Genomic DNA, 24,798 nt, shown 5'->3' with positions numbered 1-24,798 from the left:
GTAATGACGTGTCTGGCACCGATGGATTGCTCTTCAACCCCCATACTTACGACCCCGCTCAGTTCGATCCTGAGACCCGCCGTTTGCTGCGAGCCACGATCGAATGGTTCGAGAACCGCGGCAAGAAGCAACTGCTTCAGGACGACCTCGACGCAGTGTGGGTTTCCGACTTTCTCGAGTTCGTCGGCAAGGAGAAGTTGTTCGCCACGTTCCAGACTCCGGCGGCGTTCGCCGACGGTGACGAGAACCGTCGTTGGGACGGTGCCCGCAACGCAGCTCTGAGTGAGATCTTCGGTTTCTACGGGCTGGCGTACTGGTACGCGTGGCAGGTCACGATCCTCGGACTCGGACCGATCTGGATGAGTGACAACGACGCAGCGAAGAAGCGTGCAGCACAGGAACTCGCCGATGGTGGAGTCATGGCGTTCGGACTGTCCGAGCGCGACCACGGCGCCGACGTGTACTCCACCGACATGCTTCTCACTCCCGCCGACGGTGATGTCGCCTTCCGTGCGAGCGGCGAGAAGTACTACATCGGGAACGGCAACGTAGCCGGGATGGTGTCGGTGTTCGGGCGTCGTACCGACGTCGAGGGTCCCGAAGGCTACGTGTTCTTCGTCGCCGACAGCGCACATCCGAATTATCAACTCGTGGACAACGTCCTGCGCGGCCAGATGTACGTCAGCAATTTCCGCCTCGACGACTATCCGGTCCGTGAGGAAGACATTCTGCACACCGGCGTCGCCGCATTCGAGGCCGCGCTCAACACGGTCAACGTCGGAAAGTTCAACCTCTGCACCGGCTCCATCGGGATCACCGAACATGCGTTCTTCGAGGCAATCACTCACGCGCAGAATCGAATTCTCTACGGCAATCCGGTCACGGACTTCGCCCACGTTCGCGCCGCATTCGTCGACGCGTACTCACGTCTGATCGCGATGAAACAGTTCAGTGCCCGGGCGGTCGACTACTTCCGCAGCGCCAGCCTCGAAGATCGTCGCTATCTGCTGTTCAACCCCATGACCAAGGCCAAGGTCACCTCGGAAGGTGAAAAGGTCGTCGGGTTGCTGCACGACGTGATCGCAGCCAAGGGCTACGAGAAGTCCACGTACTTCCGTGAGGCAGCGCAGATGATCGGCACGCTGCCCAAACTCGAGGGCACCGTCCACGTCAACGTCGGCCTGATCCTCAAGTTCTTGCCGAACTATCTGTTCAATTCGGCGCAGTTCCCGGAGATCGTTACTCGTGACGACGCCGCCGATGACGAGTTCTTCTGGAACCAGGGGCCTACCCGCGGCGCTGCGAAGATTCAGTTCCACGAGTGGAAGCCCGTCTACGAGAAGCACTCGTCGATTCCGAACGTCGCTCGCTTCTACGAGCAGGCTATCGCGCTCACCGAATTGCTCACTGCGGCAGCGCCGGACGCGCAGCAGCAAAAGGATCTCGACTTCATGCTCAACGTGGGGCACCTGTTCTCCCTCGTTGTCTACGGCCATCTGATTCTCGAGCAGGCCGAGATCGGCGGGCTCGACGCCGACGTCGTCGATCAGATCTTCGACTTCCAGATCCGTGACTTCTCGGGATACGCGATCGCACTGCACGGAAAGCCGTCGTCGACGCCGGAGCAGCAGAAGTGGGCCTTGGCCGCGGTGCGGAAGCCTGTCGTCGACAGTGAACGCTTCGACCGGGTGTGGCAGCAGGTCAAGGCGTACGACGGTGCATACGAGATGCGCGCATGACGGCCCCGGTGACGCGCGAGCAGTTGATGGCCGTCGTGGAGGGATCCCCGAAAGCCGTCGGCGCGCATGACCGCTCGACCTGGGTTGCCCTGTTTGCCGAAGAGGGCCAGATCAACGACCCGGTAGGTTCACGTCCGCACAACGGGCAGGCGGCGATCGAGAGTTTTTACGACACGTTCATCGCCCCCAATTCGATCACCTTCCATGTCGAGCGAGACATCGTGTGCGGCCGCACGGTGTGGCGTGATTTGAGCCTCGCTACCGAGATGTCGACTGGAGTCGTCCTCGACGTGCCGATGCATTTGCGCTACGACTTGGTGGGGGAGCCGGATTCGTTGCGGATCGGAACCCTCTGTGCGCATTGGGAATTGGTGACGATGCTGAGCCAGCTCGCTACCGCCGGCGTTGCCGGGGTGAAGGCGGCCGCGAAATTGACTCCGCAGTTGCTCTCGAACCAGGGGATCGGGGGAGCGCTCGGATTCTCGCGCGGCATCTTCGGCGTCGGAGACAAAGGCAAGAAGGCAGCTTCGCGGTTCCTCGAGGCGGCCGCTGTCGGTCGAACGCCGCCGGTGCCCGTCGAGCTTCCGGCGGGCACGCCGTTGTCCAATGCCGACGTCAACGCTTTGCTCACCGGCGTGACGAAGAGCAAGATGCTGGTTGCCGGTCGCACTGTGACGGCGAGCGTAGTCGTGTGCGGAGAACCGGCCATCGCACTGTTCGGCTTCGAGGCGAGCGGTCATCGACTCAATCGGGTGCGCTTCTTCACCGAAAGCTGATACCGAGAACACTCGAATGCAGGTCAGGCTCGGCACGCCACTCCGGCGCGCCGAGCCTTCCCTTTTCGGTGAAGTGTCAGATCGCCCCGAGATCCGCAGACAGCCAGTGCTGCGGATTCATGTAGATCGCTACCTGCTCACCCAACTGCGATCGCGCGAATTCGAGATACCCGTCGACCTTGTCCGGGGTCAAATAACGCCGCGAGACTTCGACCAGCATCTCGTCGGTGCCCGGAACGATCTTGTCGACGGATCCGCTGACGCTGACGTAACGGATTGTCGGATCGAGCCTTTCGGCCATCAACGAGAAATGTCCGGCCGACTCGATGAGTCGTGCTTTTCGTGAATCCTTGCCCGTGAGGATCCATGGTTTGCCACCGGGCGAGTACAGGTACCAGATCGGGACGGTCAAGGGACCGCGTTCGGCGCCGTCCGCTACGGACAGCGCCCCGATGTGGGGTTCGGCCAGAAACTGTTCACGCTCATTTTCGGAGAGTGCCATTCCTCGAGATTACCGCGACGTTTGACACGGCGTTGTGACTCCGTACACAATCGATGTGCTCATTATGAACAGGCGTTCGCAATGCGAACATTTCGATCTGAACTACTGGATCCGAACCGGTCGCGAACGCCCACAAGCAGTGAATGTCGAGGATCCGATGACCGCACCGCATACGCAGTCGAGTTCAATTACCGGTTCGCGTGGGGCGCGTGCCGCAATGTGGGTGGCACCGTTGTGTTGGATCGCTGTGCTTCTGGACGGATTCGACCTGGTCGTACTCGGCGCGGTCATTCCTTCGCTTCTCGACTACGACGCGTGGGGATTGAGTACCGGCACGATCACGATGATCTCGACCTTCGGGCTCATCGGCATGACCATCGGCGCCCTCGTCATCGGCACTCTCACCGACGTCATCGGTCGACGCCGTGCGCTGCTGTACGCCGTTGCCGCATTCTCGATTCTGACTCTGTTGTGCGCACTTGCGCCCAATCCGTTCATCTTCGGTCTGCTGCGCTTCCTCGCCGGTGTGGGTCTGGGTGGCGCCCTGCCGACGGCATTGGCTCTGGTCAACGAATTCTCGAAGAAGCAAGGCGGGGGATCTGCGTCGACCATGCTGATGACCGGCTATCACGTGGGCGCCGTTGCCACCGCCGCGCTGGCGCTCGTCGTGATCGAGCCTTTCGGTTGGCGAGCGATGTTCGTTGTCGGCGCACTTCCGGCCGTCGTCCTCATTCCACTCATGTTGCGGTATCTGCCGGAATCCCCGTCATACCTTCTCGCTCACGGAAAGCGTGCCGAGGCCGAGGAAATCGCTGCCCGCTACGGCGTCGAACTCGAGGCTGCGCCTACGTCCGAAGCTGGGCGCGCCGAAGCTGCCAATCCCGTTCGCGCACTGTTCTCTTCGAAGTTCCTGCGTAACAGCATCGCCATCTGGATCACCAGTTTCATGGGCTTGCTGCTCGTCTATGGATTGAACACGTGGCTTCCGACGATCATGCGCGAGGCCGGATACAACCTCGGGGCGTCGTTGACGTTCCTTCTGATCCTCAATGCCGGAGCCGTCGTCGGACTGTTGATCGCCGGGGGTGTGGCGAACAAGATCGGCCCGCGTACCGCAGCCATCGTGTGGTTTGCCGGAGCGGCGTTGTTCCTGGCGCTACTGAGCGTGAAGGTGTCGTTCGGGATCTACGTGATGGTCTTCCTCGCCGGATGTTTCGTGTTCAGTGCGCAGGTATTGGTCTACGCCTTCACCAGCGCCAATCATCCACCTCAGATTCGCGCGACAGCGCTCGGATGGTCGGCAGGCGTCGGCCGGGTCGGTGCCATCTGTGGCCCGATTCTGGGTGGAGTTCTCCTGGGTGCGGGGTACGCCGTGCCGTGGGGCTTCTACGCTTTCGCGCTCGTCGGACTGCTCGGTGCAGTGTCGATCTCCTGCACGCGGGTGCGCATCTGAAAATGTCAGTTTCGTAGCTTGGTGCGCCACTGCTATCGTTGAACATGAGTATGAAGAGTAGCGCTATCGTCGCGTCACAGGCACCGCTACCGGTGGCATCGTCACGATCCGGTTTGTTGTGGGGATTGCTCGGAGTGCTGGCGTTCTCGTTCACCGTTCCGCTCACGCGGGTCGCCGTCGAGGATCTCGACCCACTGTTCGTCGGTGCGGGCCGCGCCGTCGTCGCCGGAGCCCTTGCGATTGTGATGCTGTCGGTTACTCGCGCGACGCTTCCGACACTTCGGCAATGGTTGCGCATCGCACTCGTGACCGTTGGTGCAGTACTGGGGTTTTCACTGTTCACCACGTTTGCATTGCAGACCTCGCCGGCGAGTCACGCGGCAGTCGTGATTGGGTTGCTTCCCGCGGCGACTGCGGTATTTGCCGTCGTTCGAGGAAAAGAGCGTCCCAGTAAGGGATTCTGGTGGGCGAGCGCCGCCGGTGCGGTGTCCGTCGTCGGATTCGTGGCCGTCGCCAACGGTGGACTCGGCTCGTTCCATCTCGCTGATCTTCTTCTGTTCGCCGCGGTTGTCTTTGCAGCACTGGCATATTCGGAAGGTGCGTTGCTGGCCCGCGAGATCGGGTCGTGGCAGACGATTGCCTGGGCATTGATTCTCGGACTGCCGGTCACGATTGCGTTGACGGTGGCGTCCATGGCACAGGCTCCGGTCTCTGCCGATATCAACTCGTGGCTTTCGTTTGCGTACCTGGGATGCGTGAGTATGTTTCTCGGATTCTTTCCCTGGTACCGAGGTCTGGCGATCGGCCCCATTTCCACAGTGAGTCAAACACAGTTGGTTCAACCGGTGCTCAGCATTGCCTGGTCGGCGCTCATACTCGGTGAGGCGTTGTCCCCCTCGATCGTGGCCGGCGGCGTCGTCGTCATCGGGTGTGCCTGGCTTGCCCTGAAGGCCCGAGTGGCAGCGCCGCGTGCTGTGCCGGCACGCGACGCGTCTACTGCCACCGATGATTCAGAAAAGCGGGCCGCCACCGAAGGCACTGCGGTGTGACGCAGGTTGTTTCCCGTTGGCGTCGGTGATTCCGTACTCGACGGCTGTCTCCGCCGTGATCAGTGTGTGACCGCTTCGCGCGTTCACTTCCGGATCGTTGGCCAATGCAGTGATGACTTGGCCGACGAACTCCGGGGTTTCGGCCTCGGCCAGTGAGAAGCCTTCGAAGCTCTCGATCCCACTCGCCTCCATCCGCTCGTTGCGGATCAACCCGAGCCAGAAGGAAAGTGCGGTGACGCCGGTTCCCTTCAATTCGACAGCCATGTCCGCGGCCATCTTGTCCAGACCTGCCTTCGACATCCCGTAGAGCACAGAGTGCAGGTACCCGCGGGTCCCGAACGACGAGATGTTGCCGATCACTCCACTGCCTCGGGGAACCATCAACTTCGCCGCTTCCACCGAAGCAACGTAGTGAGCGCGCAGGCCGATCCCGATCAGGGAATCCCAATCGTCGATCGGCCTCTTCCAGAACGGATCGGCGAAGCCTGCATAGCCCGCCGGATTGGCCCAGACGTTGTTGACCAGAAGATCGAGGCGGCCGGACTGTTCCTCGGCGATACGTGCAAACAGGTCGACGATATGTTGATCGTCGGCGTGATCGCACTGCACGGCAATGCCGTGACCACCGCGTTCGGTGATCTCCGCTGCGGTGCGATCGAGCGGGCCGTCGGCGCCGACGGTTCCTCTCGCCGTCACGTACACCGTCCAGCCGTCGCTTCCCAGGGCGAGGGCAATGCCCTTGCCGACGCTCCGGCTGGCTCCGGTTACGAGCGCAACTTTTCCGTTCGTCGTCATCGCGGCCCACCCAACGAACCCTCGGCGATATCAGCGTCCGGGGACAGGGGGGTCGTAGTCGACCACGTCTCCGTGAAATGGCATTGACTCATTTTCCACACACCGTCCTCGATCACGTATTTGTCGTCGTATTCGCCGGTCATCAACTTCTCGGTGCGTCCGACAGTGTCGACCTGGCGGAACTGCAGGGTCCATCGCCCCACCGCCGACGTCTCCGAGGTCAGTGCGATGTCGGGATGCAATCCGTGATGCATGTCGAGGACCGCGTACCGGCCGTCGATCTTCCGAAGAGCGATCTTCTCGAAGATGTCCGCCATCGGCCCGGCGTCGTCGAACGCGCCGAGGCGGCCGTAGTCGATCGATGCTCCTGAACGGATGAAGCTGCTGCGGAACCGAACCGGATCCTTGGCGTCACAGGCTCGCCAGTAGCCATGTTTGAGCTTCTTGATTTCCTCGATCTGTTCGAGCGCGTCGAGGCGTTGTGCGAGATCCACCGTCGGTCCTTTTCGTCTGGGTTTCCCGGAGACATGTCGGATCGACTGTAGGGTGTCCTCAGTCACATGTGTGTAGTTTTTCCCAGTGACCGGTCAGGAAACGGTGTCGGTTTCGCTCGAGGATTCGTCGCCGGTGAGAGTGATTGCAGTCGAGTCGCTGAAGACGCTGCCCCACAGTTCGCCGAGGGCCGGATCTTCTTCGGCGTGTTCGGGTGCCATCATCGCGAGCAGATTGTTGATCAGCATGCCGTTCGCGATGAACAAGCGCGCTTGCTCGGGCGTGCAACCGGTGCGCTCACGCAGCAAGGTGTAGATGCCGGACATGGCGTTCCGGGACACCGCGGCGACGTCGTCGGTGCTGGTTGCGAAGCCGTGCAACATGACAAGCAGTAGATCCCGGTCGAGAACCAGCTCGCCGTAGGCGGATCCGAGTTCGGCCCAGAACTGCGGATTGCTCGGATCGATTGTGACGGTGTCCAATTTGTCGTTGAAGGTGCGAACGATTTCGTCGAGCGCGCGCGTGAACACCGCGTGGAACAAATCGGCCTTGGTTCCGAACATGCGCACGACGTACGGCTGCGAGACGCCGGCTTCCTTGGCCACGGCGTCCGTGCTGGTGCCGGAATATCCGCCCTTTGCGAACGCTCGCGTTGCCGCGGCAAGGACCAGTGCGCGACGTTCCGGTGCGCTCATCCTGCGGGTACGTGGTTCAGCTGCACCGATCGACATGTTGACACGTTATCACCGGATAGCTTAGTTTCGACTTAAGTAATCATTCAATGCCTTAAGGCACCTTCACTCGAGGAATCGCGATGACCGTTTTGACGAAGTCCGGATCGGACGCCGCATCCGGGTCGGAAAGCAGTGGAGGACGTAAGGTTCCGATCGCGATCGCGATGGTTGCTGCCTCTCTGCCCATGTTCATGGCCACCCTCGACAACCTCGTGATGACGAGCGCGCTGCCGGTGATCGAGAAGGAACTGAACGCGTCCGTCGGGCAACTCCAGTGGTTCATGAATGCGTACACGCTCTGCTTTGCGACGCTGATGCTTTCGGCGACGACGCTCGGCGATCGGTGGGGTCGCCGCCGTATGTTCGTGTTCGGAATCGGGCTGTTCACGGCGGCATCGATCGCTTCGGCGCTGTCCACAACCCCAGGCTTGCTGATTGCGGCCCGAGCCTTTCAGGGCGCCGGTGCTGCCGCGATCATGCCCCTCTCGCTGACCCTCCTCGTCGCAGCGGTACCGGAAGCCAAGCGCGCCATGGCAATCGGCGTCTGGGGTGGTGTCTCCGGCCTGGGAATCGCGATGGGTCCCGTGGTCGGTGGAGCGGTAGTCGACGGGTTCTCGTGGCAGGGGATCTTCTGGATCAACGTGCCGGTGGCGATCGTTGCTGTTCCGCTTGCGTTGTATGCGTTGCGTGAATCGACCGGTCGCACACAACCTCTCGACCTTCCCGGCGTCGCACTCGCCGGACTGGGTGTGTTTCTGGCGGTGTGGGGAATCGTTCACGGCAACGACGACGGCTGGGGATCGCTCGGAGTGGTTGCGTCGTTGGTCGGTTCCGCAGTCGCGTTGGTGCTGTTCGTTCTTCGCGAGATGAAGACCTCACATCCGGTGATGCCCCTACGTCTGTTCCGCTCACGGAGCTTCTCGATGGCGAACGTCATCGGCTTGACCTTCTCGATCGGAATCTTCGGAGCGGTGTTCCTGCTGTCTCAGTACCTCCAGATCGTGATGGGCTACAGCCCGTTCCAAGCAGGCCTGCGGACGCTTCCGTGGACGGCGGCACCGATGATCTTCGCGCCTCTCGCCGGTTTTCTGGCGCCGAAGGTCGGGCTCCGTTCACTTCTGCTGACCGGTCTGCTGCTCCAGGCCGGAGCACTGTTCTGGTTGGCCGCGTTGATCGGTCCCGACGTGACGTACGGTTCGCTGGTTCCGGCTCTACTGATGGCGGGAATCGGCATGGGCTTGACCTTCGCGCCGAGTTCGACCGCGGTACTCGTCGACATGGACGAGCCTGATCACGGAACAGCCAGTTCGACGAATTCGACGCTTCGCGAGATCGGTGTCGCACTGGGAATCGCGGTTCTCACAGCGGTCTTCCTTGCCGCTGGTGGCGCGCTCACCCCGCTTGGCTACGGCGACGCCCTGACACCCGCGCTGCGCATCGGCGGTTGCTTCGTGCTGGTGGCCGTGGTCGCGGCGTGGTTCGTGCCCTCGCATCGAAAGGCCTGAGCCACTGCTGTGCGCCTTTATCAACCCCCGGCGGTTAATAAAGGCGCACAGCAGTTATGAAGTGGGGTCCCCCGGGAAGGCTGAGGTGGCCGGAGCCGTTCCCAGCGCGGACCGCCATCCGGCGCCGCGGATTGCCGCATCGGTGAGGCCGTCGATTCCGAACGTGCGGAGTTGGTCGGTATCGACCTGTTCGACGAATGCCCGGTAGGTCACGGCGGTATCGGATTCGATCTGCGCTGCCAGTTGTGCCGCGGTAACGGCGTCCGTCACCGGGAACGGAATCTCGTAGGCTGCCGCGGCTGTCGGTGGGGTCTCGCCCGCGTCGGTCGACAGGGCAACCAGCGCATCACGTCGCGCGCGGTGCGCGGCCGTATGTGTGGCAACTTCGTTGACACGGGCAGGATTCGAAAACGCGGCAACCACTCCGTAAGCGAAGATCGCGGCATTCTCTGATTCGATCGCGGTCAGCAAGGCAGAACTCTCGGATCGACGGGTGTGCGAAGTGATCACGGAAGCAACACCGCAACCTGAGTCGAGCACGACGCGCTGATCGAACCGAGCAGGCCCGCGCGATAGCCGGACATAGTTCGAGCGAGATCCGCGGCACTGCGCGCCGAATCAGCCAGCGAGGTACTCAAGGATTCGACGCCGGTAGGAGCGTTTGCGACCGAGGTCGACGGGGGTGCTGTGGTCGTAGCGCCGCCGCCGCCCGCTGCTCGTGCAATCTCGGCGTCGAGTTCGAGTGCATGCGCTGTGCGTTCGGCGCTGATCGTGGTCAGTGATGCCGACTTGTCCGGTGCGAGTGCGATCGCGGCGGTTGCGGCGGCAGCGTCGGCGCGAGCTCGCTCGGCCTGGGCCGTCAGCTGGTCGACTTCTGCAGCCGCCTCCGCTGTGCCGTCGTCGGTGCAGGCGGACAACGAGAAGGCTGCAGCGCCCAACGCTGCTGCGGTTCCCGTCATCTTGAGCGCACTCCGCCGGGAGAGTGAGGTAGTAGTCATGGGCGTCAGCACCAGTCCATCGTGCCAGGTGGTCGGCCGATCGTTCGAATCCGCGCGTCGTGTTCAAGTGTGACGTGCGTCGGGCACTCTGGTCACGGAGACGCGCAATGAGCGGTACTCTTGGATGCTTGCAGCATGTGGCACCTGGTGTCTTTTCATGCTCGCAGCCGCCCACGTCGACAGTCGACACAAGTCGGACAATCGACGACAACTGAAATGAGGAGTTCGCGAGATGCCGGTGCCATCCAGGGAGAGGGTGATCGAGCTGATCTCCGAACTCGTGCACGCCCAGGGTTACGACGTCGAGGACGTTGTCGTGACCAGTGCGGGCAAGCACAGCGCGGTGCGCATCATGGTCGACAGCGATGCCGGGATCGAACTCGATGCCGCCGCAGAGATCAGCAGACTCGTTTCGGAACTTTTCGACAGCCTCGAGGAAATCGGTGAAACGCCGTACACCCTCGAGGTGACCTCTCCGGGAATCGATCGCCCACTGACGCTCGAGCGTCACTGGCGTCGGGCCCGCGGACGTAAAGCGCGTATCGATCTGGCCGGCGAGACCGTGGTGGGCCGTATCGGAACGTTGAACGACGATTCCGTGGCGGTTGTCATCGGGGGCCGCGGCGGCTTGACCGTGCGCGAGATTGCTCTGGACGACGTTCAGAAGGCCGTAGTTCAGGTGGAGTTCTCGAAGCCCAGTGAGGCGGAGTTGGAACTCGCGGGCGGCATCCCGGAGGGGCGCGCAGTTCCCTCGGATGCGGTTGACCTCACCGATGACTCGGGCGTGGACAGTGTCGAAGACGACGAAGCAGAATTAGAAGACGTAGAAAACGAAGAAGGGTTCGACAAGTGAATATCGACATTGCAGCGTTGCGAGCGATCGAAGCCGAAAAGGGCGTTTCGATCGAAACTGTGATCGCCACGATCCAGACCGCGCTGCTGACGGCGTACCGCCACACCGAGGGGCACAAGCAGAACGCTCGGATCGATGTCAACATCAAGACCGGTTCGGTGCGAGTAATGGCGCACGACACCGATGCCGACGGCAACATGATCGGTGAGGAGTGGGACGACACTCCCGAAGGATTCGGACGCATTGCGGCTACCACCGCACGCCAGGTCATTCTGCAGCGTTTGCGAGACGCCGAGCACGAGCGCAGTTTCGGTGAGTTCTCCACCCATGAGGGCGAGATCGTCGGCGGTGTCATTCAGCGTGACACGCGTGCGAACTCTCGCGGAATGGTCGTTGTGCGCATCGGCAGCGAATCCAATGGCGCAGAAGGATTGTTGCCGCCTGCAGAACAGGTTCCCGGCGAGAATTACGAGCACGGTGAGCGCATCAAGTGCTACGTCGTCGGAGTTGCTCGCGGCGCCCGTGGCCCGCAGATCACCCTCTCGCGGACTCACCCGAACCTGGTTCGCAAATTGTTCGCACTCGAGGTTCCGGAGATCGCGGACGGCAGTGTCGAGATCATCAACGTCGCGCGCGAAGCGGGACATCGTTCCAAGATCGCCGTTGCCTCACGCGTGCAGGGGCTCAACGCAAAGGGTGCATGCATCGGCCCGATGGGTCAGCGCGTCCGCAACGTCATGAGTGAACTCGCGGGGGAGAAGATCGACATCATCGACTTCGACGAAGATCCCGCGACGTTTGTGGGCAACGCACTTTCCCCGTCGAAAGTGGTCTCCGTCACTGTCGTCGATCCCGAAGCTCGTGCAGCCCGTGTCATCGTGCCCGATTTCCAGCTTTCGTTGGCCATCGGAAAAGAGGGTCAAAATGCCCGTCTGGCTGCGCGGTTGACGGGTTGGCGTATCGACATTCGTAGCGACGCCGCACCCGTTGGTGACGCGTCCGACCGGCCCGCCACGTCCAACGGATAACGGTGGAATGCAGTGATCGAGACGGTTCGGCGGTAGAGTGGACAATGGTTCGACGTGAGTCCTCGGATTCTGCGCGCGTGAAACCCGGTTCGCCGGTCAGAACGTGCGTGGGGTGCAGGGAACAAGGGTCGGCTGTCGATCTGTTGAGGGTCGTGGTTGGTGAGCAGGGGCCGGAGGGTTCCCCGCTGATCCCCGACGTATCGCGAAGACTCCCCGGTCGAGGTGCATGGCTGCACCTGGATCCGAGTTGTCTGAGCCTGGCAGAGCGGCGCCGAGCATTCAGCAGAGCACTGCGAGTGTCCGGAAATCTGGACACGTCCGCTGTCGACCAGCTGGTCGACGCAGTTCACACAAAAGCAGTACCTCTCGAGAAGAACAGGCACAAGCACTCATGAGCACACCGTGAAGCACCAACGATGAACGTCCATCGGCGATAACCCGAGGTCGTGCGGGACCCACATCTGTGGGATGCCTCCTGCTCGACCTCATCAGTGAGGAGAGCAGTGGCAGGCAAGGCCCGCGTGCACGAGTTGGCTAAAGAACTCGGTGTCACCAGCAAGGAACTACTCGCAACGCTCAAGGAGCAAGGCGAGTTCGTGAAGTCTGCGTCATCCACAGTGGAGGCGCCCGTCGCCCGTCGTCTGCGGGAGTCATTCCCGTCGGCAGGCGGAGCAGAAACCAAGTCCGAGACCGGCGCAGCCGCTCCGGCGGCTCGGCCCGCGGCAAAGCCAGGCGCACCGTCGCCGTCAGCCGCAAAGCCCGGTGCCCCGCGTCCCGGCCCCAAGCCGGCCGCACCCGCACCGGCGGCTCCCGCAGCTCCGGCACCGGCAGCCCCCGCGGCTCCCGCAGCTGCTGCTCCGGCAGCACCGTCGGCGCCGGTCCCCACCCCGACGTTCAACGCTCCGAAACCAGCACAGCCGGCACGTCCGGCTCCGGCTGCGCCCGCAGCGTCGGCTCCGGCAGCCCCCGCGGCTCCGGCAGCACCGTCCACCGGCGCAAAGCCCGGCGGACCGCGTCCGGGACCGAAGGCACCTCGCGTCGGTAACAACCCGTACTCCTCGGCTCCCGCCGAGCGTCCGGCACCTCGTCCCGCTCCCGGTGCACCGCGTCCGGGTGCAGGCCAGGGCGGTTCTCGTCCGGCTCCGGGTCAGGGCGGTCCCCGTCCGGCTCCCGGCCAGGGTGGACCTCGTCCGGCTCCGGGTCAGGGCGGTCCCCGTCCGGCTCCCGGCCAGGGTGGACCTCGTCCGCCTGCAGGTCAGGGCGGACCTCGCCCGAGCCCCGGCTCCATGCCTCCTCGCCCGAACCCGGGTGCAATGCCTGCTCGTTCCGCTCGTCCCGCGCCAGGTGGCGGCGGACGTCCGGGTCGTCCCGGTGGCGCTCCCGGTGGTCGTCCGGGTGGCGGCGGCGGTGGATACCGCGGCGGCGGCGCTCCCGGCGCCGGTGCTGGTGCAGGTGCTCCCGGTGGAGCAGCTCCGGCCGGTGGATTCCGCGGTCGTCCCGGCGGCGGTGGCCGTCCCGGTCAGCGCGGCGCAGCGGCAGGTGCATTCGGTCGTCCCGGTGGAGCAGTTCGCCGTGGACGTAAGTCGAAGCGGGCGAAGCGCGCCGAGTACGAAAGCATGCAGGCTCCCGCAGTCGGCGGCGTCAGGCTGCCACGCGGCAACGGCGAGACCATCCGTCTCGCTCGCGGCGCATCGCTGTCGGACTTCGCGGACAAGATCGATGCGAACCCCGCAGCACTCGTGCAGGCGTTGTTCAACCTCGGTGAGATGGTCACGGCAACTCAGTCGGTCAACGACGAGACGCTGGAGCTGCTCGGCGGCGAAATGAACTACGTCGTGCAGGTCGTCAGCCCGGAGGACGAGGATCGCGAGCTGCTCGACAGCTTCGACCTCACCTACGGCGAGGACGCCGGCGGAGAAGAGGACCTCGAGTCCCGTCCGCCTGTGGTCACCGTCATGGGCCACGTCGACCACGGTAAGACCCGTCTGCTCGACGTGATCCGTAAGGCGAATGTCCGTGAGGGCGAAGCCGGCGGCATCACGCAGCACATCGGTGCCTACCAGGTGCTGACCGAGCTCGAGGGCAACGAGCGTCTCGTGACGTTCATCGACACCCCGGGTCACGAGGCCTTCACGGCCATGCGTGCTCGTGGTGCCAAGGCCACCGACCTCGCGATCCTTGTCGTCGCAGCCGACGACGGCGTCATGCCGCAGACGGTGGAAGCGATCAACCACGCCCAGGCGGCCGACGTGCCGATCGTGGTCGCGGTGAACAAGATCGACAAGGAAGGCGCGAACCCGGACAAGATCCGGCAGCAGCTCACCGAGTACGGACTGGTGGCCGAGGAATACGGCGGAGACACCATGTTCGTCGACATCTCGGCGAAGCAGGGTCTCAACATCGACGCACTGCTCGAAGCAGTGCTGTTGACGGCCGATGCTTCCCTGGATCTGCGCGCCAACCCGGACATGGACGCTCAGGGTGTTGCCATCGAGGCGCACCTCGACCGTGGCCGCGGCCCCGTCGCTACCGTGCTCATTCAGCGCGGAACGCTGCGGGTTGGCGACTCGATCGTTGCCGGTGACGCTTACGGCCGCGTCCGCCGCATGGTGGACGAGCACGGTCAGGACGTCCACGAGGCACTGCCTTCACGTCCGGTCCAGGTCATCGGCTTCACGTCGGTCCCCGGTGCAGGCGACAACCTGCTCGTGGTCGACGAGGACCGTATCGCTCGCCAGATCGCGGACCGTCGCAACGCACGTAAGCGCAACGCGCTTGCAGCGAAGAGTCGTAAGCGCATCAGCCTCGACGATCTCGATGCAGCTCTGAAGGAACATTCGCAGCTGAACTTGATTCTCAAGGGTGACAACTCGGGAACCGTGGAGGCTCTCGAAGAGGCTCTCCTGGGCATTCCGATCGACGACGAGGTGCAGTTGCGCGTCATCGACCGCGGTGTCGGTGGCATCACGGAAACCAACGTCAACCTGGCTGCTGCGTCCAACGCGATCATCATCGGCTTCAACGTCCGCGCCGAAGGCAAGGCAACGGAGCTGGCGAACCGCGAGGGCGTCGACATTCGCTACTACTCGGTGATCTACCAGGCCATCGACGAGGTCGAGAAGGCACTCAAGGGCCTGCTCAAGCCGGTGTACGAAGAGGTCGAGCTGGGCAAGGCAGAGATTCGCGCCATGTTCCGTTCGTCCAAGATCGGCAACATTGCCGGTTGCTTGGTCACCTCGGGCAGCATCCGTCGCAACGCCAAGGCACGTCTCATCCGCGACAGCAAGGTCATCGCCGAGACGGTCACCATCTCCTCGCTCAAGCGGGAGAAGGAAGACGCCACCGAGGTTCGCGAGGGCTACGAATGTGGTTTGACCGTCACCTACTCCGATATCAAGATCGGTGACGTTCTCGAGTGCTACGAGCTTCGCGAGAAGCCGCGCGACTGATTATGTCGACACGGGCGTTGGGGCGGACGCACGTGAGTACTAGCTGACATGGACTCTTCCGGACTTGAACATACAAGTCCGGAAGGGTCCATTCGGCTCTGTCTAGGGGGAAAATGTTTGTAGGGGCACTGGAGTTCGACATCCTTTTCGGTGATGTCCACTCACTCAAGGAAAAGCGTTCGATGTTGTCGCCGATCCTGACGGAACTTCGTCGATTCGGTGTGAGTGCAGCGGAGGCGGGGGAGCAGGGACGCCTGCGTCGAGCGCTCGTGGGCGTCGGTGTGGTGAGTTCGTCCGTCGATCACCTGCACGATGTTCTCGATCATTGTGAGCGGGCGGTGGCCGAGCGTCCGGAGATTCAGTTGCTGGCTGTGCGAAGGCGAATCTTCGGCCCGGAAGACTGAGTGTCACTGGTCGGTGTCGGTGAGCCGCTCCTCGAGACGGCGTACCGAAACGAGTTGGTTGGCAAGGGATTAGGCGTCTACGGGACCAAGTGCGACTGTGTCGGCCGCGTCGCGTATTTTCCGCGCAATCTCGGTTCCACTCTGTGCAACGCCGATCTTGACAGGAGCGGTCAGCGCTTTCACCCGGTCCGCGCCTGCGTCGGGGAATCGAAGTAGGCCAACGTCCAAAACCCGAGCGGCCGGGTGATCGTCGCTTCTGAATTCCCGAAGAAATCTGTGCGTTGTCGGCAACCCTTTCAGCGACTTCGATCGCCGTATTCGACGTCTTCGGGTTCGTCACGCTGAATGAAGATGACGTTGTTGCCCGAGGGATCGACGACGGGTGAGCCGACTCAGATCCGGTCCGGAAGCGCGTGATTCGCGGGGCGCCCTTGGCGAGGACCTCCCTGTAGGCGGCGCACTACTTCATGCCACTACGAAGCGCACGGTAGACGCGCCCGGATCGATCAAGGTTGATGTGAGCGATTCGCTGGTCAGATTGAGGCCCGCGTTGCCCGACCCGACCTCAATGGATATCTGGCGGCTCGATTCACCCCGCAGCGAACCGGATCCGTCAGAGATGTGCGTCAAGTCGATTGCTCTGGTTCCACCGGTGCGAGTGTCGCGGTTCGAATAGTTGACGTAGGCGGTGATCGAACACGGGCTGTCGAAAAAGGAAGTCCAGGAGACTGAAACGACTGCAATGCCTGGACGGTCGTGCGGGGTTTGGACGTAGCCCGTGAGTTGTCCGCTACAAGGAAGGGTGTTGTTCCTTCCCAACGAATATGTCAATGGAAGCGGTGTGAACTCGCTGTGGTCGGCCGACGCGATTGCCGGCGAGCAAAGTAGTGCAGTCGCAACGAGTCCTCCGGAAATTATCGATGCGGTGATTCTTGATCGCGTCATCGACCGGACGTTACCAACAAAAGGCCGATCGGTCTGTGCTGTGGGTCCGGCAGGCGCGGGTGGATGGTGATTTGGTTGCCGGGTAGCCGATGGACGAGACTGTTGTCGGTAATAATTCTTGTTAACCAGAACTTTGATCGATCGAGTCACCTCGATTCGAGTGGCCAGGTAGAGGAGACTGACAGTCATGGTAGATCCAGCCCGGGCACGCAAGCTGGCAAAGCGTATCGGAACCATCGTCGCGACGGCGATCGATCACGAGATCAAGGATCCGCGGCTCGCATTCGTCACCATCACGGACACCAAGGTCACCAATGATCTGCACGACGCGACGGTGTACTACACCGTTATGGGTGAGAAGGTCGATTCCGCGCCCGACGTGGAAGCTGCCGCTGCGGGTCTGGAGAAGGCCAAGGGTGTTCTGCGCTCGAAGGTCGGCGCCGGAACCGGAGTCCGGTTCACTCCGACTCTGACCTTCGTCGCCGATACCGTTCCCGACACCGCGCGTCATATGGAAGAGCTGTTGGCCCGGGCCAAGGCCGCCGACGACGAGGTCGCCAAGGCTCGTGAGAACGCACAGCCCGCCGGAGATGCAGATCCGTACAAGGAACCGCGAGTGGCTGCGGACGAAGACGCGGCGTCTCCAGATGTTCGTGAAGCCGACTGACGCGCACCGAGAATGACGATCACCGCACTTTCGGACGTCGACCCCTGCGCGGCGAAATTCGCTCAGGTGGCCGAGGTGCTCGAAGCAGCACACTCGGTGACGATTCTCTGCCACGTGCAGCCGGATGCGGACACGATCGGTAGTGGACTTGCACTCGGCCTCGTCCTCGAGCGTCGGGGAGTTTCGGTTCAGGTCGCGTTCAGCCGGCCGTCGGCGCTGCCCGAGTCGATGCGTGATTTCCCCGGTGTGCACCTGCTCGTGGCTCCCATCGACGTTCGGGAAAACGTCGATGTGCTGGTGACCGTGGACGTCGGGAGCGAGGGGCGGCTCGGTGAGTTGGCGAGTCGACTCACCGGCGCACGTCGCACGATCGTTCTCGATCACCATCGCTCCAATTCGGAGTTCGGAACCATCAACGTGGTCGACGAAACCGCGGCTTCGACGACGGCACTCATCGCACGATTCTTCGATGCGTGGGGAGTCGCGATCGATCGCGATATCGCGCACTGTCTCTATGCCGGACTGGTCACCGACACCGGCTCCTTCCGGTGGGGAGGTCCGCTTCCACATGTGCTCGCGGCGCGTTTGCTGGCGACGGGCATCGACGGCGACGCGATTGCGCGAAAGCTGCTCGACACCCATCCGTTCGGGTGGTTGCCGATGCTGGGTTCGGTACTCGGGTCCGCTGTGTTGATTCCGGACGCCGCCGCCGGCCGTGGGCTGGTGTACGCAGTGATTCGACGCAGTGACATCGGCGATCTTCGCTCCGAGGAGATCGAGAGCGTCGTCGATATCGTGCGAACCACTTCGGAAGCCGAAGTTGCCGCTGTACTCAAAGAGTCGGTTTCCGGAAGCTGGTCGATCTCGTTGCGTGCAAAGTCGGCGATCGACGTGTCGGCGGTCGCTGAAAGTCTCGGTGGCGGCGGGCATCGGCTGTCGGCCGGATACACGTCGACCACGTCCAGCGACGAGATTGTTGCCGCGCTCGTCGCGGCACTCGGCTGAATCCGCGGCATTGAGCGAATCTGACGCCACCTCGGCGAGATCTTCGGCAGCTGAGTTCGACGTCACTGGACGACGAATCTTTTCCCTGGCGTTTCCGGCACTCGGGGTGCTGGCGGCTGAACCCCTCTATCTGTTGTTCGACATCGCCGTCGTCGGCCGACTCGGGGCGCTTCCGCTGGCCGGGTTGGCGGTCGGTGGTCTGATCCTGTCGTTGGTGAGTACGCAGCTGACCTTCTTGTCGTACGGCACGACGGCGCGCGCCGCGCGGCTGCACGGAGCGGGCCGCGAGCGCGACGCGGTGGGCGAGGGCGTTCAGGCGACCTGGCTGGCAGCCGCGATCGGCTTGGCCTTGGTAGTGATCGTGCAGGTGATCGCGGGCCCGTTGACGTCAGCGGTGGCCGGTACTCCCGACATCGCCGCGGCTGCGGAAAGTTGGCTTCGGATAGCGGTATTGGGTGTTCCGCTCATCCTGGTAGCCCTGGCCGGAAACGGCTGGATGCGCGGCGTTCAGAACACGGTGCGACCGCTGCGGTTCGTCCTTGTCGGCCTGGGTATTTCTGCGGTGTTGTGCCCGATTCTGGTGCACGGATTGCTCGGTGCTCCCCGAATGGAACTCGAAGGATCGGCTGTCGCGAATCTGGTGGGCCAGAGTGTTTCGGGTGTTCTGTTCGCCTGGGCGCTCTTTCGTGAACCGGTCTCGGCTCGACCACATTTTGCGATCATGCGGGCGCAGATGCTGATGGGCCGTGACCTGATTCTGCGCAGCCTCGCGTTCCAAGCTTGTTTCGTCTCGGCGGCCGCGGTGGCGTCGAGGTTCGGTGCAGCTGTCGTCGGTGCACATCAAGTTGTCCTCCAACTGTGGAACCTGGTTTCGCTCCTTCTCGATTCCTTGGCGATCGCAGCTCAGACGCTCATCGGAGCAGCACTCGGCGGTGGGTACGCAGCCGCGGCGAAGAGGATGACCTGGCGGATCACCGCGTGGTCGACGGTTTTCGCCGTGGTGCTCGCGATCTTCTTCGCTGCCGGCCACTCCGTGATCCCCGGTCTCTTCACGTCCGACGCCGAGGTGCTCGGTCAAATGTCGATCGCGTGGTGGTTCTTCGTCGCGATCATGCCGGTCGCGGGAATTGTGTTCGCCCTCGACGGTGTTCTGCTCGGTGCCGGCGACGTGGTGTTCCTACGCAACGCGACCATGCTCTGCGCAGTTCTCGGGTTTCTGCCCGCGATCTGGCTCTCCCTCGCCTACGACTGGGGGCTGGCCGGAATTTGGGCAGGGCTTACCGTGTTCGTAGTACTTCGGATGGTCGCGGTGTCGTGGCGAGCGTTTTCCGGCAAGTGGGCCGTGACAGGTCCGGCGACGGCGAGGCGCGGAAGTTCAACTGAGGAAGCAGAGGGATTGTGGCAGCAAAGTTGATGGCGGTGAGCGACATTCACGTCGGTCACAACGGCAACAAGCCGATGACGGAAGAGCTGTTTCCGGATTCGCCTGACGACTGGCTCATCCTCGCCGGTGACGTCTCGGAGAAGACGGACGACATCCGGTGGGCTTTGAAGCTCCTGCGAAGCAGATTCGCAAAAGTCATCTGGATTCCGGGAAACCATGAACTGTGGACGACCGCCAAGGATCCGGTTCAGATTCACGGAGCGCCGCGGTACGAGTACCTGGTTAACATGTGCCGCGAACTCGACGTCATCACACCCGAGGACCCGTTCCCGGTGTGGGAGGGAGACGAGGGCCCGGTCACGGTCGTCCCGATGTTCCTTCTCTACGACTACTCCTTCCTGCCGGAAGGTGCGCGGGACAAGGAACACGGGCTCGAGATCGCGCGGGACAAGAACGTCGTCGCCACCGACGAGTTCCTACTTTCACCTCAGCCGTATGCGACGCGCGACGCGTGGTGCCGCGCGAGGATCGAGTACACCCAGGCACGGCTGGACGCACTTCCCGAAGGCACGAAAACCGTTCTCGTGAACCATTTCCCGATGGTCCGGCAGCCGACTGACGTGCTCATGTATCCGGAGTTCGCATTGTGGTGCGGAACCACCGCGACCGCCGACTGGCACGTCAAGTACAACGCGGTGTGCTCGGTGTACGGGCACCTGCACATTCCTCGAACCACCTACTACGACGGCGTCCGCTTCGAGGAAGTTTCACTCGGATACCCGCGCGAATGGCGTCGGCGCGGACTGCCGGAGAAGCTGTTACGTCAGATTCTTCCCGTTCCGGAGTACCCGCCGGGAACGCTCAACAAGTGGGGTGGCCACTTCAAGGTCACGCCGGAGCAGGAAGCCGAAGTCGAGCGCATGCGCGCCGGACGCTGAGAGGTATCGCTACGTGATCGAACAGATTCTCCCCGGTGGAGTCGCGACGGCCGAGGCCTTCGTCGATCCGCCCGGTCTGGTTCCGCACCCCAGCGAGGAGGCGTTGATCGGCCGTGCCGTCGAGAAGCGTCGTCGCGAATTCGTGACTACTCGGCATCTCGCGCGTCAGGCGATGGGCAAGCTCGGTGTTCCGTCTGCCGCAGTCATGCGCGGCGAGCGTGGCGCCCCGCTGTGGCCGCAGGGAGTGGTCGGGAGCCTCGCGCATTGCGACGGCTACCGCGGCGCTGTGCTGGCGTACTCCATGCAGGTCCGCTCACTCGGGATCGACGCCGAACCGCACGGTCCACTGCCGGACGGGGTATTGCCCGCGGTCAGCATCGAAGCGGAACGAACGTGGCTGGGCGCTCAGACAACCGGCGGTCCGGTGCACTGGGACCGAGTGCTCTTCTGCGCGAAGGAAGCCACCTACAAGGCGTGGTTCCCGCTCACCGGCCGATGGTTGGGGTTCGAGGACGCCCACATCACCTTCGAGGCGGAGTCGGAAACTTCCGGGACCTTCACTTCGCGTCTGCTCGTCCCCGGTGAGGCGACGTCCGGTCCGCCGCTCACCTCTTTCGACGGCAGGTGGTTGGTGTCGGACGGGCTCATCCTGACGGCAATTTCGGTGCAGTGAGCGCGACTGGCAGAATCGACACACGTGTCAGCTCGTGAAAAGCCTTCCTCCGGTCTTGTCGGCGCCGGAATCCTGATCGTCGACAAAGAGGCGGGTATCACCAGCCACGACGTGGTCGCGCGATGCCGCAAGTTGTTGAACACCCGCAAGGTGGGACACGCCGGAACGCTCGATCCCATGGCGACCGGTGTTCTCGTTCTCGGCGTCGAGCGTGCGACCAAGTTACTCGGTCTCCTGGCACTGACCACCAAGGCGTACTCGGCGACCATTCGACTCGGCGCAGCGACGGATACGGACGACGCCGAGGGCGAGGTCCTGACATCTGCAGATGCCTCGGGGGTGACGGACGAGGAGATCGCTGCGATCGTGGCGACGTTGACCGGAGACATCAAGCAGATCCCGGCAAGCGTGAGCGCCATCAAGGTCGACGGTCAGCGCGCGCATGCTCTGGTGCGCGCGGGAGAAACCGTCGAGTTGGCGCCGCGCCCGGTGACGGTGTCGACTTTCGACGTTCTGGCTCGGCGAGATGTCCCGGGAGGCTTCGTCGATCTGGATGTCGAGGTGGAATGCTCGTCCGGAACGTACATCCGTTCGCTGGCGCGCGATCTCGGTCGTGAGTTGGGCGTCGGTGGTCATTTGACGGCATTGCGCCGCACTCGCGTCGGGCCGTTCACTCTCGAACACGCGCGCACGCTCGAAGATCTCGCAGAACAGCCGGGTGTGAGCCTCGACATCGATCAGGCCGCGCAGACGGCCTTTCCACATCGACAGATCACGGCGGAGGAAGCCGAGGCGATCAGTCAGGGTCGTTGGCTCGAGCCGATCGGGATGAAGGGGATCTGTGCGGCCATCGATCCCACGGGTCACACGATCGCGCTCTTGCAGGAGAAGGGACGACGCGCCAGTTCGGTGATGGTCGTGCGGCCGGCGACGCTACGCGGATGATCGTCCGCGAGCGTGTCGAAAGCGACCTCGACGGTTGCGTCGATGCGCTGGCGCAGGTTCACGAGCGCGACGGGTATCCGGACACATGGCCGCAGATCCCACGACGTTGGCTCAGTTCGCCAACTCTGGTGAAGGCGTGGGTCGGTGAGAGTCACGGCCGTGTTGTCGGCCATGTCGCCCTCGACAGCTCGCTCGGAAGTGCGCCCGCGACTGCGGGCACGGTAGCCGTGTCGCGACTGTTCGTTCATCCCGGTTCACGCGGAAGCGGCCTCAGCGGTGCGCTACTCGACGCCGTGACGGATTTTGCCGTCGACCGTCGGTTGGGACTGGTGCTCGACGTCGTCGCCGACGCTCTTCCGGCGATCGCGCTGTACGAGCGTCGAGGCTGGGTGTACGTCGACGAGAGACTTGCCGACTGGACGCGGGCAGACGGCGTCCGGCCCGTGGAACGACGGTACCGGCTGCCGCTCTGAACGACTGTGACTACACGAGCCAAATTGCTTGAGCGACTGGGCTTCCCAGGTCGATGGTGTTGGGACTGTCGCCGAGTCGAACGGACACGGTCCCGGCGAAATCGCGGCGCTCCTCGACAGTGATCTCGACATCGAGACTGACGCCGACGGAATCGAAGTACCGGAGCATTTCGGGATCGGAATCGGAGATCCGGGCAACGCGACCCCGTTCGCCGTTGGCGAAGTCGCTGAGCTGGCGGGCCGGGGGAGTCGGTACCGAACCATCCGTGGCGGGAATGGGGTCCCCGTGCGGGTCGCGTTCGGGGAAGCCGAGTTTGGCGTCCATCCGGGAGATCATCAAATCCGAAACGGCATGTTCGAGGACTTCGGCTTCGTCGTGGACCTCGTCCCAGCCGTACCCGAGTTCCTGTACCAGATAGGTCTCGATCAACCGGTGGCGCCGGACCATGGACACAGCCGCGGCGCGGCCACTGTCCGTCAGCGCGATGGAACCGTAGCGGGCGTGATCGACCAGGCCCTGGTCCGAGAGTTTGCGGATCGCCTCCGACACCGTCGAGGCCGAGACGTTCATCTTCTCGGAAAGGAGCTTGGTGGATACACGCTCGTGAGACCACTCCTGGATCGTCCAGATGACCTTGAGGTAGTCCTGAGCCACCGACGAGAGTGCGAGCGTGTCGATTGCCGCGTCGTGCGCCGAAGTGCTGTCGCCATCCGGCGTCGATGATGCTTCCGAGGTTCCGGTCTTGTGAGCTGCCACAACGCTTAGCTTAGGCTACGAAATCCGGAACTTCCGTACGTGAGCGGCAGCACAGCGGTGATTCGATGGGCGGGTCCCGACGTGACCCGCCGCCAGTGGACCCGTAGGCTGCCAATCGTGCTGAGATGGCGTGGTCTCGACGAAGTTCCGGCCGATTGGGGTCGTTGTGTGCTCACTATCGGTGTGTTCGACGGTGTGCATCGTGGGCATGCCCAATTGATAGCGAGAGCGGTAACCGCTGCCCGCATACGCGGTGTTCCGAGCGTGTTGATGACGTTCGACCCGCATCCCATGGAGGTTGTGCGGCCGGGTAGTCATCCGGCCCAGTTGACGACGCTCCAACGGCGTGCAGAACTGGCGCAGGATCTGGGCATCGACGTGTTCTGCGTGATGCCGTTCACCGCTGATTTCATGAAGCTGACGCCGGAGCGCTACGTCCACGAAATTCTCGTCGAACGTCTGCATGTCGCCGAGGTGGTGGTGGGGGACAACTTCACCTTCGGCAAGAAGGCTCTCGGCAACGTCGATCTTCTCCGTGAGATGGGCGCTCGCTTCGGCTTTGCCGTCGACGGCGTCCAGCTACTCGCCGAGCATGCGGTGACGTTCTCGTCGACCTACATCCGCTCGTGCGTCGACGCAGGTGACATGGAAGCGGCTACCGAAGCTCTCGGCCGTCCGCATCGTGTCGAAGGTGTAGTCGTGCACGGTGACAAGCGCGGACGTGAGTTGGGATTCCCGACGGCCAACGTTGCGCCGCCGATGTTTTCGGCCATTCCGGCGGACGGTGTGTACGCGGCGTGGTTCACGGTGCTCGGTGCCGGCGAGGAACTCGGAACTGTCGTTCCCGGACGTCGATACCAAGCCGCCGTGTCTGTCGGTACCAATCCGACCTTCTCCGGACGGACCCGGACCGTCGAGGCTTACGTTCTCGACACCGAAGCCGACCTGTACGGCCAACACGTCGCGGTAGACCTGGTTTCGAGGATTCGCGGGATGGAAAAGTTCGACTCGATCGAGTCGCTCATCGCGGCGATGAACCGGGATGTCGACCGCGCACGCGAAATCCTGAGCGAGGATGCAGAGCGCAGCGTTGGTTGAGCGCAGAGCGCAGCGTTGGTTGAGCGTGTAACCCAGCGTTGGTTGAGCGCAGAGCGCAGCGTTGGCTGAGTTCGTCCTGCTCTAGTGGCGGCGGCCACATTCGCTGCAGGTGGGCGAAAGTGCCTCATTGCTGCTG

At 63.0% G+C, this 24,798-nt stretch carries 26 protein-coding genes; 18 read left to right on the top strand and 8 right to left on the bottom strand.

The genetic code is table 11. From position 1 onward, the window contains the following. The first annotated feature begins 8 nt into the window (after nt 1–8). Together G8767_RS06140 and G8767_RS06135 are read left to right on the top strand one after the other, a co-directional pair. Nucleotides 9–1,739, top strand: a complete 1,731-nt coding sequence (locus G8767_RS06140) for an acyl-CoA dehydrogenase family protein (RefSeq protein ID WP_095970666.1) — start codon at nt 9–11, stop codon at nt 1,737–1,739. Beyond that, nucleotides 1,736–2,515, top strand: coding sequence for a ketosteroid isomerase family protein (locus tag G8767_RS06135; RefSeq protein WP_166809621.1), 780 nt, complete (start codon nt 1,736–1,738; stop codon nt 2,513–2,515). Before G8767_RS06140 ends, G8767_RS06135 begins: the two co-directional genes overlap by 4 nt. Before the next feature lie 76 nt (nt 2,516–2,591). Here the strand turns inward: G8767_RS06135 and G8767_RS06130 are convergent, their stop codons facing one another. Beyond that, entirely contained in the window at nt 2,592–3,017 is a 426-nt protein-coding gene (locus G8767_RS06130) for a pyridoxamine 5'-phosphate oxidase family protein (protein ID WP_095970664.1), read from the bottom strand. A 157-nt stretch (nt 3,018–3,174) separates the two neighbouring features. Between G8767_RS06130 and G8767_RS06125 the strand changes: the two genes are divergently transcribed. Together G8767_RS06125 and G8767_RS06120 are read left to right on the top strand one after the other, a co-directional pair. Next, nucleotides 3,175–4,470, top strand: a complete 1,296-nt coding sequence (locus G8767_RS06125) for an aromatic acid/H+ symport family MFS transporter (protein WP_166809620.1) — start codon at nt 3,175–3,177, stop codon at nt 4,468–4,470. A 50-nt stretch (nt 4,471–4,520) separates the two neighbouring features. Next, a complete protein-coding gene (locus G8767_RS06120) occupies nt 4,521–5,519 on the top strand; it encodes a DMT family transporter (RefSeq protein ID WP_206029044.1) in 999 nt (332 codons plus the stop codon). On the opposite strand, the gene G8767_RS06115 is transcribed toward G8767_RS06120, so the two are convergent. The 3 genes from G8767_RS06115 to G8767_RS06105 all read right to left on the bottom strand — a co-directional run bounded on the left by G8767_RS06115 (nt 5,481) and on the right by G8767_RS06105 (nt 7,537). Further along, entirely contained in the window at nt 5,481–6,314 is an 834-nt protein-coding gene (locus G8767_RS06115) for an SDR family NAD(P)-dependent oxidoreductase (protein WP_166809619.1), read from the bottom strand. The two genes, G8767_RS06120 and G8767_RS06115, sit on opposite strands and share 39 nt — an antisense overlap. Then, a complete protein-coding gene (locus tag G8767_RS06110; protein WP_166809618.1) occupies nt 6,311–6,808 on the bottom strand; it encodes a nuclear transport factor 2 family protein in 498 nt (165 codons plus the stop codon). Before G8767_RS06110 ends, G8767_RS06115 begins: the two co-directional genes overlap by 4 nt. A gap of 93 nt (nt 6,809–6,901) precedes the next feature. Beyond that, a complete protein-coding gene (locus tag G8767_RS06105) occupies nt 6,902–7,537 on the bottom strand; it encodes a helix-turn-helix domain-containing protein (RefSeq protein WP_021333000.1) in 636 nt (211 codons plus the stop codon). Nucleotides 7,538–7,620: 83 nt separating this feature from the next. Between G8767_RS06105 and G8767_RS06100 the strand changes: the two genes are divergently transcribed. Beyond that, on the top strand, nt 7,621–9,045 hold the full coding sequence (locus tag G8767_RS06100) for an MFS transporter (RefSeq protein ID WP_166809617.1): 1,425 nt from the start codon (nt 7,621–7,623) through the stop codon (nt 9,043–9,045). A gap of 54 nt (nt 9,046–9,099) precedes the next feature. Here G8767_RS06100 and G8767_RS06095 read toward each other — a convergent pair whose 3' ends face one another. Together G8767_RS06095 and G8767_RS06090 are read right to left on the bottom strand one after the other, a co-directional pair. Then, a complete protein-coding gene (locus G8767_RS06095) occupies nt 9,100–9,555 on the bottom strand; it encodes a ferritin-like domain-containing protein (protein WP_124566248.1) in 456 nt (151 codons plus the stop codon). Further along, a complete protein-coding gene (locus G8767_RS06090; RefSeq protein ID WP_166809798.1) occupies nt 9,552–10,004 on the bottom strand; it encodes a hypothetical protein in 453 nt (150 codons plus the stop codon). The genes G8767_RS06095 and G8767_RS06090 overlap by 4 nt, the downstream gene beginning before the upstream one ends. A 271-nt stretch (nt 10,005–10,275) precedes the next feature. Between G8767_RS06090 and rimP the strand changes: the two genes are divergently transcribed. The 5 genes from rimP to G8767_RS06065 all read left to right on the top strand — a co-directional run bounded on the left by rimP (nt 10,276) and on the right by G8767_RS06065 (nt 15,777). Then, a complete protein-coding gene (gene rimP / locus G8767_RS06085) occupies nt 10,276–10,896 on the top strand; it encodes a ribosome maturation factor RimP (RefSeq protein ID WP_095970659.1) in 621 nt (206 codons plus the stop codon). Further along, complete coding sequence (gene nusA / locus G8767_RS06080; RefSeq protein ID WP_003942738.1) at nt 10,893–11,924, top strand: transcription termination factor NusA; 1,032 nt, start codon at nt 10,893–10,895, stop codon at nt 11,922–11,924. The genes rimP and nusA overlap by 4 nt, the downstream gene beginning before the upstream one ends. Nucleotides 11,925–11,968: 44 nt before the next feature. Continuing rightward, nucleotides 11,969–12,319 carry a YlxR family protein gene (locus G8767_RS06075; protein ID WP_095970750.1) on the top strand — a complete coding sequence of 117 codons (351 nt, stop codon included), beginning with the start codon at nt 11,969–11,971 and terminating at the stop codon, nt 12,317–12,319. Nucleotides 12,320–12,427: 108 nt separating this feature from the next. Further along, entirely contained in the window at nt 12,428–15,373 is a 2,946-nt protein-coding gene (infB, locus tag G8767_RS06070) for a translation initiation factor IF-2 (RefSeq protein ID WP_030535614.1), read from the top strand. Nucleotides 15,374–15,486: 113 nt separating this feature from the next. Further along, nucleotides 15,487–15,777: a DUF503 domain-containing protein gene (locus tag G8767_RS06065; RefSeq protein WP_003942205.1), complete on the top strand. Its 291-nt coding sequence runs from the start codon at nt 15,487–15,489 to the stop codon at nt 15,775–15,777. A 465-nt stretch (nt 15,778–16,242) separates the two neighbouring features. Here the strand turns inward: G8767_RS06065 and G8767_RS06055 are convergent, their stop codons facing one another. Then, a complete protein-coding gene (locus G8767_RS06055; protein ID WP_029255181.1) occupies nt 16,243–16,722 on the bottom strand; it encodes a hypothetical protein in 480 nt (159 codons plus the stop codon). Nucleotides 16,723–16,909: 187 nt separating this feature from the next. On the opposite strand from G8767_RS06055, the gene rbfA reads away from it, so the two are divergent. From rbfA to G8767_RS06020, 7 genes are all read left to right on the top strand, one after another. After that, nucleotides 16,910–17,389 carry a 30S ribosome-binding factor RbfA gene (rbfA, locus tag G8767_RS06050; RefSeq protein WP_095970657.1) on the top strand — a complete coding sequence of 160 codons (480 nt, stop codon included), beginning with the start codon at nt 16,910–16,912 and terminating at the stop codon, nt 17,387–17,389. A 12-nt stretch (nt 17,390–17,401) separates the two neighbouring features. After that, nucleotides 17,402–18,394, top strand: coding sequence for a bifunctional oligoribonuclease/PAP phosphatase NrnA (locus tag G8767_RS06045; protein WP_095970656.1), 993 nt, complete (start codon nt 17,402–17,404; stop codon nt 18,392–18,394). A 76-nt stretch (nt 18,395–18,470) separates the two neighbouring features. Further along, nucleotides 18,471–19,808, top strand: a complete 1,338-nt coding sequence (locus G8767_RS06040; RefSeq protein WP_301179019.1) for an MATE family efflux transporter — start codon at nt 18,471–18,473, stop codon at nt 19,806–19,808. Beyond that, nucleotides 19,793–20,716: a metallophosphoesterase gene (locus G8767_RS06035; RefSeq protein ID WP_003942180.1), complete on the top strand. Its 924-nt coding sequence runs from the start codon at nt 19,793–19,795 to the stop codon at nt 20,714–20,716. Before G8767_RS06040 ends, G8767_RS06035 begins: the two co-directional genes overlap by 16 nt. A gap of 13 nt (nt 20,717–20,729) precedes the next feature. Continuing rightward, a complete protein-coding gene (locus G8767_RS06030) occupies nt 20,730–21,389 on the top strand; it encodes a 4'-phosphopantetheinyl transferase (protein ID WP_095970653.1) in 660 nt (219 codons plus the stop codon). A gap of 24 nt (nt 21,390–21,413) precedes the next feature. After that, nucleotides 21,414–22,334, top strand: a complete 921-nt coding sequence (gene truB, locus G8767_RS06025; protein ID WP_095970652.1) for a tRNA pseudouridine(55) synthase TruB — start codon at nt 21,414–21,416, stop codon at nt 22,332–22,334. Beyond that, a complete protein-coding gene (locus G8767_RS06020; protein WP_166809615.1) occupies nt 22,331–22,807 on the top strand; it encodes a GNAT family N-acetyltransferase in 477 nt (158 codons plus the stop codon). Before truB ends, G8767_RS06020 begins: the two co-directional genes overlap by 4 nt. Before the next feature lie 10 nt (nt 22,808–22,817). On the opposite strand, the gene G8767_RS06015 is transcribed toward G8767_RS06020, so the two are convergent. Next, nucleotides 22,818–23,564 carry a metal-dependent transcriptional regulator gene (locus tag G8767_RS06015; protein ID WP_095970650.1) on the bottom strand — a complete coding sequence of 249 codons (747 nt, stop codon included), beginning with the start codon at nt 23,562–23,564 and terminating at the stop codon, nt 22,818–22,820. Between the two features lie 117 nt (nt 23,565–23,681). On the opposite strand from G8767_RS06015, the gene G8767_RS06010 reads away from it, so the two are divergent. Further along, nucleotides 23,682–24,662 carry a bifunctional riboflavin kinase/FAD synthetase gene (locus tag G8767_RS06010; protein ID WP_166809614.1) on the top strand — a complete coding sequence of 327 codons (981 nt, stop codon included), beginning with the start codon at nt 23,682–23,684 and terminating at the stop codon, nt 24,660–24,662. The last annotated feature ends 136 nt before the right edge of the window (nt 24,663–24,798 follow it).

Source organism: Rhodococcus sp. IC4_135 (assembly GCF_011602025.1).
GTDB classification, from domain to species: Bacteria; Actinomycetota; Actinomycetes; order Mycobacteriales; family Mycobacteriaceae; genus Rhodococcus_F; species Rhodococcus_F baikonurensis.
Note: the sequence above shows the minus strand (reverse complement) of the source record. Positions and strands in the feature narration are given on the sequence as shown.